The sequence below is a fragment of the Paenibacillus sp. FW101-FHT12H11 genome (assembly GCF_058790355.1).
In genome coordinates this window covers 1-9,069 of record NZ_JBYTCO010000025.1, presented here as the reverse complement: position 1 = coordinate 9,069, position 9,069 = coordinate 1, and the positions used below count along the sequence as shown (strand labels likewise).

Sequence of the window (9,069 nt, the reverse complement as noted above, 5' to 3'; positions counted from 1 at the left end):
TACAATCTCATTTATAGTCGATTACTCGACTGTGCTTACTCACTCGTTGTTCAGTTTTCAAAGATCAATTTCTTTCGTTCGCTACCGTGTTACCGAAGCAGCGAGAAGTAATATACCATATCTGTTTTTCAATTGCAAGCTTTAATTTTTTCATCCATTCGTGAAGATATTCAACACGTTCAGATCTTAATCTCGTCTTGCGCCTTGTTCCGTTCGGAGCAAGAATCATAATATAGCACATACAATTTTGGAAAGCAAGCCTTGTCCTACATTTTATGAGAAGAACCTCCAAGCACCAGATTTTATCTGACAACTGAGAGGCTCCACGGTTCTATGCTAAGAGCTATTTTAACCTGATACCTTTAAGCAGTAATTCCAGAGGTTCTCTTTCTTCACTTTCACCACGATGATCATACTCGACAAGCTTATCCAATCGTGCAACTTGATGACCATAGTCATACATAGCGGCAGCCACTACGGATAAACGCAATAATCCCTGCGGTTGTTGGGTATAACGTTCAATGAGAACCGTCATGAAACGATCATTCTCAGCTTCCATTTCCAGACCTTCCGTGCTGTCCTCTTTCAGCTTATCATCGAATTTCAGCAGCACATGTTCATGGAATTTTATTAATTTTTCCATATGTTGATCAAAATAGTCGTCAATCGCCTCGGTTCGAGCTGCCTGAAAGTAATGTTCATCTACGGCTTCAATCACTTCTAACCCTTTATACATAGCAAGCAGCTTTTGTTTATATACAACAAGCTCGCGTATGCGGCTGAAGCCATTCCCCTTGCCCTTCAGCTTTTTGATCTCTTCTTCCATGAGCCTGTATTTTTCAGACAGGGATTTGAGACCGCTGCGAAGACTTTCTTTTTCCTCACGAAACACCGTTTCTTTCATTTCATTGGAGATCACTGTGCGAAGAAGGAGCGACATTTTGCTGAAAATAGTCTGAATCTGTGCAGCGAATTGCTCCTTAGGTTTCGGCGGAAAGAAGAATATATTCACCACAAAGGCGCAGCCGATACCAATTAAGCTAAGAAGCAGCCGATTAAGCGCGAACTCCCATTCCCCTGAAGCCTCCATCACCGCAACAACGGTAACCAAAGTAAGACCTATCGTTTCTTCCATACGCATTCTAAGACTGAGAATAATGACAATAATACAGACAATGCCAATAGCAATGACATTATTTGAGAAAAACATACCCGCCAGCAGAGCCAATGCCGCACCAAGAATATTCGTCTGCAGCTGCTCCAGAAAATAGCGCCACGACCGGTAAATCGAAGGCTGCATAGCAAAGATTGCAGCAACAGCGGCAATGACAGGAGGAGTAAAATTTAGCCAGGCACTTATGTATAAGGCCAAAGCAACGGCGATACCCGTTTTCCAAACACGCGCACCGAAAACCATGAAATCCCCCTCATCCATAATAGTAATTCCCTATTATCTTACACAGGTAACGGGTTTGATGCAAAATAAGCTCTTAGCTCCCTAGTTCAATTCTGCCAGTCCAACTGCATGACAGCCTCTTGCTGAAGCCATACTGTTAAAGTAATTTCCATAAACTCGTTTTGGAGGCACATATGATCAAACAAAAATGGCGTATTCCGGCCACCCAGGGGTTTGGATTCAAGCTCAGCAAGGGTCAAACGGTTAGAATAACCGATGTAGAAGGCGAGCAAGTCGCTGACTTTGTCGCCTATCGTGATAACGACTTTAGGGAACGGCTGGACCCGGGAGTTACAATGGATTCCCTTCATAAACTGAAAGTGAAGCCAGGGGATCTGCTTTATACTAATACATACAAGCCAATGTTAACCATCGTAACCGATTACGTAGGTCAACACGATTTCATTAATCCAGCTTGCCGCAGCGAAATGTACGAGGTGCTATACAATAAAAAGGATCATGCAAGCTGTTATCATAACCTGAATCAGGCTTTAGCCGAGTTTGCAATCCCTGCCCCTGATCAACATTACCCCGTCAACTTATTTATGAATACCGTCATACATCCATCAGGGGAAATTACGGTTGAGAGGCCGCTATCGAAGGCTGGCGATTATATTGAGCTTCGGGCGGAAATGGATTTAATCATAGCGGTGTCTGCTTGTCCGTGCTCCGAGAGCGCATGTAATGGGTTCAAGTGCTCACCGATTGACGTCGAAATCATGTAGGCATTCACCCAAATCTTCCACTCAGCATACTATGCTCCGAATGGAAGAAGGAGGGTTTGGTTATGGTTCATTTGACATCTAAGAGTTGGCTGGATCACAATGGAAAAGAGCTGCCTGACTGGCAGCAAGACGCCTTTCGCAAGTTCGGGCATATGATTGCCGATGATGAACGCATGTACCCCTGCATCCCAGGGCGGCAGGGGTATCTCACCGACAGCTTGCGCTTTGGCTTTGCAGCAGATCCCAGATCCGATAAAGCAATTGAAGAGACCGCGCAGCTGCTGCATCAATACGGTGAATGCTCCCGTGATACCGGTCGGTACGCTTCGCTTGTTATATTTTTTGAAACGCCAACCGACATGACGGCTAATTTCTCTGTAGAAGATTATGAACAGGTCTTCTGGTCCGTATTAAGCCGGGTAAGCGCCAAAGATCCGGTCCCATGGCCCGCACACATCCCTCAAGACCCCTCCCACCATGCTTGGGAGTTCTGTTATAGTGGGCATCCGTACTTCGCCTTTTGCGGGACACCTGCCCATCAAGTTCGCCGAAGCCGGTGGACGCCTTATTTTCTAATTACCTTCCAGCCTCGATGGGTCTTTGAGGAAATCAATGATTCTACCGCTTTCGGACGCAATATGAAAAGCTTGATTCGTCAGAAACTGGTTGAGTACGACGGCGTTCCAGCGCATCCCTCACTCAAATGGTATGGTCAGACAGACAATCTGGAGTGGGAGCAATATTTTCTGCGTGACGATGAAAGTGTAGCTCCTAAATGCCCTTTTGCATCAATGGCCATGAAAAAGAAGTAACTAAAAAACCAGCCAAGGTCTAAGCAGACCCAGCTGGTTCTTTATCTTTTAATGAATCGTTGCCCGATTATTTGGAGGCATTTGCGGCATGCCCTGAGCCGGGACGAAGGTATTTAGCATTTTCTGCATATCAGCTGTACCCAGTTGTGGAACCTGATAATAAGCATTTCTATTTTGATACAAGAAAATTTCATAAGCCATCTCAATAAAGTTCTGCACCTGAGAAGCCAGCACACGACGCACTGTAGGGTTCGTTACCTCAACAGAGGTCATCGTTAGTAGTGAGGCATGAGACTTGATAAGCCCCAGCATATGTGCGCTAATTCCAGCATCCTTCACATCAGCCAGCGATTGATTCGGCTTTTTGGGCTGAGTAGGCTTGATTCCATAAATGGGCTGAGACAGATTCCGTATCATGTAGGTCTGTGTCTCTTGGCTCGGCTTCTGCCCTGTAGTAAAGCACTCTGCCGTTAAATTGTAGTGGTAGAGGGTGAAGCTGTACTGATGATCCAAAATGTCCAGAAGCTCGGGATCTTGGACGAACTGCCTGAAAATCATAAACTGATCAAGTACATTAATGGTACAAGCTAACACTTCGTGCAAATCAAAGAGCTCGTGTCCCCCATGATTCATGTTTGGTGCGATTTGATTCATGTTGTTGTATGGTGTTTGCTGCTGCATCTCGAAGTCTCCTTTGATATGGATTGGTAACTTCGATAATATGAGTTAGATTCGTGGAAATTATACGTTTCTCTTACTTCAGCAATGAGGCCCAAGTGGTCTCAAGCCAATGATCAAAGTCAGCGCCCTTGTCCCCTTCGTACGTATCGTAGACGTCAGTTCTGGTTTTTTGGAGCTTTTCTTTGAATGCTTCAAAGGTATGGCCTTCCGGCAAGCTTTTTTTGATGCGCACGAATACCTTGCCTGCACCTTTGACCAAATCCCCTTTTTTCCGTGGCGGCAGCTGAACATCTTCACCAAAAGCTTTAAGCTTGCGGTAAGCCAGCTCTTGAATGGGATATACGGCATCATTGGTCATCATACGAGTCAAAATATTTATGCTCTGTTGATCATTCCATTGACCTAATTGTTCAACAGCATCCTGACGTTCTCTCCAATTGGATGAACGATTCGAGGATTTTTTTAGCTCCTCAAAATTGGCAGGTACTTCATTGTTTACTTCTATATTCAACTTGTTCTAGCTCCTTCGACTGCTGCAATTTGCGCATGTTTTTTTACTACAATGATGTTACACTTTTTTGGGCCGGAGCGCCAATGAAATAGATCTATGGCTGCAGACTTCGAAAAAACAGCTCGAAACTGACAGCCATTTGCGTATTAAGCCTCTCATCGCCCATCCCCATGCCCCAGGTAATTAATACACCCATGTACGTTTGAATGGCTTGGTCCGCTATCATTTCTGCCGGGAAAACGGTTGAGAATTCCCCTCGTTTTTGTGCTTCTTCTATGACAGGAATGAGCACTAATTTTAGCTCTTCCAACATCTCCAACTGATTACACAGTGACTTCTCGTTGCTAAGATTGCTTTGAAATAATGCACGGGCAAGTTGTCGGGTATAAGGTACAAGCCTCACCAATTCGATTAGAAACTCTCGCAAATGAGGGAGAATTGGCCCGACTTTATCCTTCAGCTTAACGAACTCCGTCGACGCCCAGAAAGTCTGAATATCACAGAACACTTCTTCTTTCGTGGCAAAATAGTTAAAAAACGTTCCCTTCGCAACACCAGCACGCTCCGTGATCTGATGAACCGTTGTCGCTTCGTAACCTTGCTCTGCAAACAGCTCGAGCGCAGTATCTATGATTTTTTTGCGCGTTGCCCGCTTTTTTTCCTCACGGTTCATTGAGTCATCTCCGTTTATCGCTAATGTTTACGCTGTATATTCCAAGTATAGAGGAAACGACAGGTTTGTTCAATTCATAAAATGACCGTAGGTACAAATATTCATGGATTGCGACCTTATAAATAACATGATTTATATTTAATTTCTCATATTTTTGAATCTAAAATCCGAAATAAATTATGACCGATAGTATAATTATATTCGCAGCCGATGGTCATTTTTAAATCGGAATAGTGGTGCTTTTCGGCTGACACCGCATAACATGAATGCACAAAAACCCGAGGCTGGTTTGCCTCAGGTTTTGCTTTTTGCTTTTATCATGTATCGAGTTAGCTTGAGCTTACCACAATCCCCCTGCAGTACTTGCAAACTGCCGCATCGATTTCAATTTCCTCATTACAGTAGGAGCACTCCTTATGTGTTTTCACTGCTGTTGTTTCTACCGCCGTTTTCTTCTTCCTGCTAGCCCAGATTAACAAACCGATTACAACAATGACAACGACGATTATCCAAAAAACCATACCGAAACACCTCCTAGTTGATAATCAACTTTTGATGAATCCGTATATGTATATTCGCCTATGCTTGTCTGTTTGTCTTAGTCCTTATGCTAAATTAAATGAAGAAACACAGTCAACCAGCCGCGAGGAAGTCAAAATGATGGGGACTACGGGACCTGCACCTAGTGTAGGTACTCTTCCTAGTTAAGGGTTCCTCACAAATAAATTAATTCTTTTTAAAATAAAATCGGAAGAATCAAATACGACCACATTCCCATTTTCATCAACGATAAATGGATTGTTAAATCCAAACTCTTTTATACTTGGATCTTTTTTACTCTCTTTAGTTTCTGGATCAATTAATCCACTGTTATAGGATATATCTTTCAAATTAACATAAGGTTCTGTCTTGCCGTTTAAATCTAATTGGTAAACTGCATTACGTACGCTATAGTAAAATATTCCATTACGAGAAGTAGCCCATAATATATCTTCTTCTGTATTAAAATTAGCAACAGGTTTAACACCTTTAGGATCTAGTCTAAAAATCGTTTTTTTACTTGTATTTAATACATAGATATTTCCTTCAAATTCTAATGAGATTAAATTATCTGATGTCTCAAAGTCGATTGAGGTGTAAACTTCACTTTTGTTTTCATATCCTCCTTTAAGTATTTTACCTTTAAAAAGATTGCTGTAGTAAAAATCTGCCCCATTTGGACTAACTAAAAAATCATTTTTCCAGTTCATCGTATCTAAAGTATCCAGGTAAGTTACCAATTTGAGTTCAGGCATTATCTCAAAAATAGCAGACTTGATATTGTTACTAAAGTATTCACCTTTTAAATAAAGTTTCTTATCAGACTCACTGAAATATATTTTGGATGGAGTGAATCCAGATTTGTTAAGATGAATACTACTATTCTTATCTTTAATGGTAACGTTAAACTCATTATTAATTGAAAATGTTAATGCTAGTCCATTTATTTTGTAATTATTTTTTAGTACTCTATAATCTTGGTCTTTCTCCTTTTCAAGAATAAAAGTATTACCGTCGCTATCAGCTACCATATCTAATATTTTAGTCTGCATAACAACATCATTATATCCACCACCAGGAATTAGATATCCCACTTCATAAGGTTTGGAAAGATTATCAACCGTAATCTTATCTAGTTTTCTCTTCGTTTCAGACCTGACAGGGATGTTCTTACCCGTTTTTGAGATCTCAATTATGTTCTTATCACGATCGTAATTCACTTTTTGATCAAAATACTCTGCGATAAAACGAATCGGAACCATTGTATTATCCTTGATTATTACTGCCGATTGATCTAAAGCGGTAATGGTTCCATCTATGTGTGCATTCGCTTGGCCTATAAATAGAACAATAGATTTCGACGTGTTATTAGAAATCTCAATTGATTTATTGGCATCATTCCAATTAACTTTAGCACCTAACGCTTCGCTAATTACCCTTAATGGCACCATAGTTGTATTATTGATTAATGTTGGTGCTACTTCTAACAAAACATCTTGATCGTGTATTTTTGCTATTGGATTATTTAATTGCAATATAATATCCGGAGTAGCTTTTAAAATATCCGAGTCTTGCTGCGTTGATTCTGCCTTCACTTCTTGAGAAGCCAGGGGTGAAGACATTACGATTATAATGCCGATAATTAGAATTCTAATTAGTTTATTGAAATCCCCATTCAATATCCTCTTTCCTCCAATCAAGTTATACCTCTCCTAAATTCGAAAGCATACCGCGCCACGCCGTATTAGCGCTTATGCAATTAGACTTAATAGTTAAGGATTCCTTACAAATATATTTATTCTTTTAAAAATAAAGTCAGAAGAATCAAATACGACCACATCGCCATTCTCATCAATTATGAATGGATCGTTTAATCCAAACTCTTTTATTCTTGGATTTACTTTACTATCTTGAGATTCAGGGTCGTTTAATCCGTTGGTATAGGATATATCTTTCAAATTAACATAAGGCTCTGTCTTGCCGTTTAAATCTAATTGGTAAACTGCATTACGTACGCTATAGTAAAATACTCCATTACGAGACGTACCCGCTAATATTTCTTCTTCTGTATTCAGATTAGCTACCGGCTTAAGACCTTCGGATTCCAGTCTATAAATCATTTTTTTATTTGTACTGAATAAATAAATTTTTCCTTCAACATCTAATGAAATTAACTTATCCGATGTTGCAAAGTCGATTGATGTGAAAACCTCACTTTTGTTTTCAGATCCTCCTTTAAGTATCTTTCCTTTCATAAGATCACTATAGTAGAAATCTTTACCATCTGGGCCAATTAAAAAATCATTTTTCCAGTTCATCGATACTAAATAATCGTATGTCACTAATTTGGGCTCAGGAAGTATTTCAAAAATAGAAGACATAATGTTGTTATTATTTTCGTATTCACCTTTTATATATAGTTTCTTATCTGACTCTCTGAAGTATAATTTGCTTGGACTGAATCCAATTCTGTTAAAATTAAGACTACTACTTTCTCCTTTTTCTTTAGTACTAATTTTAAACTCGTCATCAAAAGAAAATACTAGTGCTAATCCATTTTTTTTCTGATTAATTTTTAATACTCTATAATTTTGTTCATACTCCTTTTCAAGAATGAAAGTATTACCATCGTTATCAGATACCATATCTAATATTTTAGTCTGCTGATTAAAACTCCTAACGTCAGCAAATGCTACATGTCCTACTTCATAAGAACCGGAAAGATTATCAACCGTAATCTTATCTAGTTTTTTCTTCGTTTCAGACCTGACAGGGATGTTCTTACCCGTTTTTGAGATCTCAATTATGTTCTTATCTCGATCGTAATTCACTTTTTGATCAAAATACTCTGCGATAAAACGAATCGGAACCATTGTATTATCCTTGATTATTACAGCCGATTGATCTAAAGCGGTAATGGTTCCATCTATGTGTGCATTCGCTTGGCCTATAAATAGAACAATAGATTTCGACGTGTTATTAGAAATCTCAATTGATTTATTGGCATCATTCCAATTAACTTTAGCACCTAACGCTTCGCTAATTACCCTTAATGGCACCATAGTTGTATTATTGATTAATGTTGGTGCTACTTCTAACAAAACATCTTGATCGTGTATTTTTGCTATTGGATTATTTAATTGCAATATAATATCCGGAGTAGCTTTTAAAATATCCGAGTCTTGCTGCGTTGATTCTGCCTTCACTTCTTGAGAAGCTAGGGGTGAAGAAATTACGATTATAATGCCGATAATTACAATTCTAATTAGTTTATAGAAATCCCCTTTCAATTCCTCATTCCTCCAGTCAAGTTATAATTACCCAATTACTATATCAGATTATTTCATATACATACATCTTATTTTTGTTATTAATACTCCATTTAGTTAAATATCATAGCTTGAACCCTCTCCTAGATTCGAAAGCCGAACCCACAATTCTATCCGAAAAAACACAAGGAGGCCGCCCCTTTATTGAAAACAAACAAAGAAAAACCCTTGCTGCCCAAGGGTTTGAGGTGAAACTAAAGTGTAGCAGGTGATGGGAATACTTCAAATTCTTATCTAAAAGCTTCCTTCGGAAGCACTGGTGGTAAATTTGGACGCTCGTCCTATTTTGATTACTCAGGATGTCTTCACGGACGGTCGAACCCTTTGTGGTCTCTCTTCCCT

At 39.6% G+C, this 9,069-nt stretch carries 9 protein-coding genes; 2 read left to right on the top strand and 7 right to left on the bottom strand.

All coding sequences use genetic code 11. The features are described from left to right. Window positions 1–343: 343 nt before the first annotated feature. A complete protein-coding gene (locus AC3WTJ_RS37820) occupies window positions 344–1,417 on the bottom strand; it encodes an FUSC family protein (protein WP_492526916.1) in 1,074 nt (357 codons plus the stop codon). A gap of 176 nt (window positions 1,418–1,593) precedes the next feature. Here AC3WTJ_RS37820 and AC3WTJ_RS37815 point away from each other — a divergent pair, with 176 nt between their 5' ends. Further along, window positions 1,594–2,181, top strand: a complete 588-nt coding sequence (locus AC3WTJ_RS37815) for a DUF1989 domain-containing protein (protein ID WP_492526918.1) — start codon at window positions 1,594–1,596, stop codon at window positions 2,179–2,181. A gap of 62 nt (window positions 2,182–2,243) precedes the next feature. Beyond that, window positions 2,244–2,993 carry a YqcI/YcgG family protein gene (locus AC3WTJ_RS37810; protein ID WP_492526914.1) on the top strand — a complete coding sequence of 250 codons (750 nt, stop codon included), beginning with the start codon at window positions 2,244–2,246 and terminating at the stop codon, window positions 2,991–2,993. A gap of 48 nt (window positions 2,994–3,041) precedes the next feature. On the opposite strand, the gene AC3WTJ_RS37805 is transcribed toward AC3WTJ_RS37810, so the two are convergent. From AC3WTJ_RS37805 to AC3WTJ_RS37780, 6 genes are all read right to left on the bottom strand, one after another. Further along, window positions 3,042–3,674 (bottom strand): spore coat protein, encoded by a 633-nt coding sequence (locus AC3WTJ_RS37805; RefSeq protein WP_492526913.1) that lies wholly within the window; start codon window positions 3,672–3,674, stop codon window positions 3,042–3,044. 73 nt (window positions 3,675–3,747) lie between these two features. Beyond that, window positions 3,748–4,185, bottom strand: a complete 438-nt coding sequence (locus tag AC3WTJ_RS37800; RefSeq protein ID WP_492526911.1) for a HEAT repeat domain-containing protein — start codon at window positions 4,183–4,185, stop codon at window positions 3,748–3,750. 94 nt (window positions 4,186–4,279) lie between these two features. Beyond that, complete coding sequence (locus AC3WTJ_RS37795; protein WP_492526909.1) at window positions 4,280–4,858, bottom strand: TetR/AcrR family transcriptional regulator; 579 nt, start codon at window positions 4,856–4,858, stop codon at window positions 4,280–4,282. A gap of 329 nt (window positions 4,859–5,187) precedes the next feature. Continuing rightward, the gene (locus AC3WTJ_RS37790; RefSeq protein ID WP_157319811.1) at window positions 5,188–5,379 is read right to left on the bottom strand and encodes a hypothetical protein; all 192 of its coding nucleotides are present in this window, start codon (window positions 5,377–5,379) and stop codon (window positions 5,188–5,190) included. 183 nt (window positions 5,380–5,562) lie between these two features. Next, the gene (locus AC3WTJ_RS37785; RefSeq protein WP_492526907.1) at window positions 5,563–7,098 is read right to left on the bottom strand and encodes a copper amine oxidase N-terminal domain-containing protein; all 1,536 of its coding nucleotides are present in this window, start codon (window positions 7,096–7,098) and stop codon (window positions 5,563–5,565) included. Between the two features lie 72 nt (window positions 7,099–7,170). After that, on the bottom strand, window positions 7,171–8,688 hold the full coding sequence (locus AC3WTJ_RS37780) for a copper amine oxidase N-terminal domain-containing protein (protein WP_492526905.1): 1,518 nt from the start codon (window positions 8,686–8,688) through the stop codon (window positions 7,171–7,173). Between the last annotated feature and the right edge of the window lie 381 nt (window positions 8,689–9,069).

Excerpts from the sequence above, each read along its gene's own strand:
- AC3WTJ_RS37790 (WP_157319811.1), bottom strand. The coding sequence starts at position 5,379 with ATGGTTTTTTGGATAATCGTCGTTGTCATTGTTGTAATCGGTTTGTTA.
- AC3WTJ_RS37810 (WP_492526914.1), top strand. The coding sequence starts at position 2,244 with ATGGTTCATTTGACATCTAAGAGTTGGCTGGATCACAATGGAAAAGAG.
- AC3WTJ_RS37820 (WP_492526916.1), bottom strand. The coding sequence starts at position 1,417 with ATGGTTTTCGGTGCGCGTGTTTGGAAAACGGGTATCGCCGTTGCTTTG.
- AC3WTJ_RS37795 (WP_492526909.1), bottom strand. The coding sequence starts at position 4,858 with ATGAACCGTGAGGAAAAAAAGCGGGCAACGCGCAAAAAAATCATAGAT.
- AC3WTJ_RS37805 (WP_492526913.1), bottom strand. The coding sequence starts at position 3,674 with ATGCAGCAGCAAACACCATACAACAACATGAATCAAATCGCACCAAAC.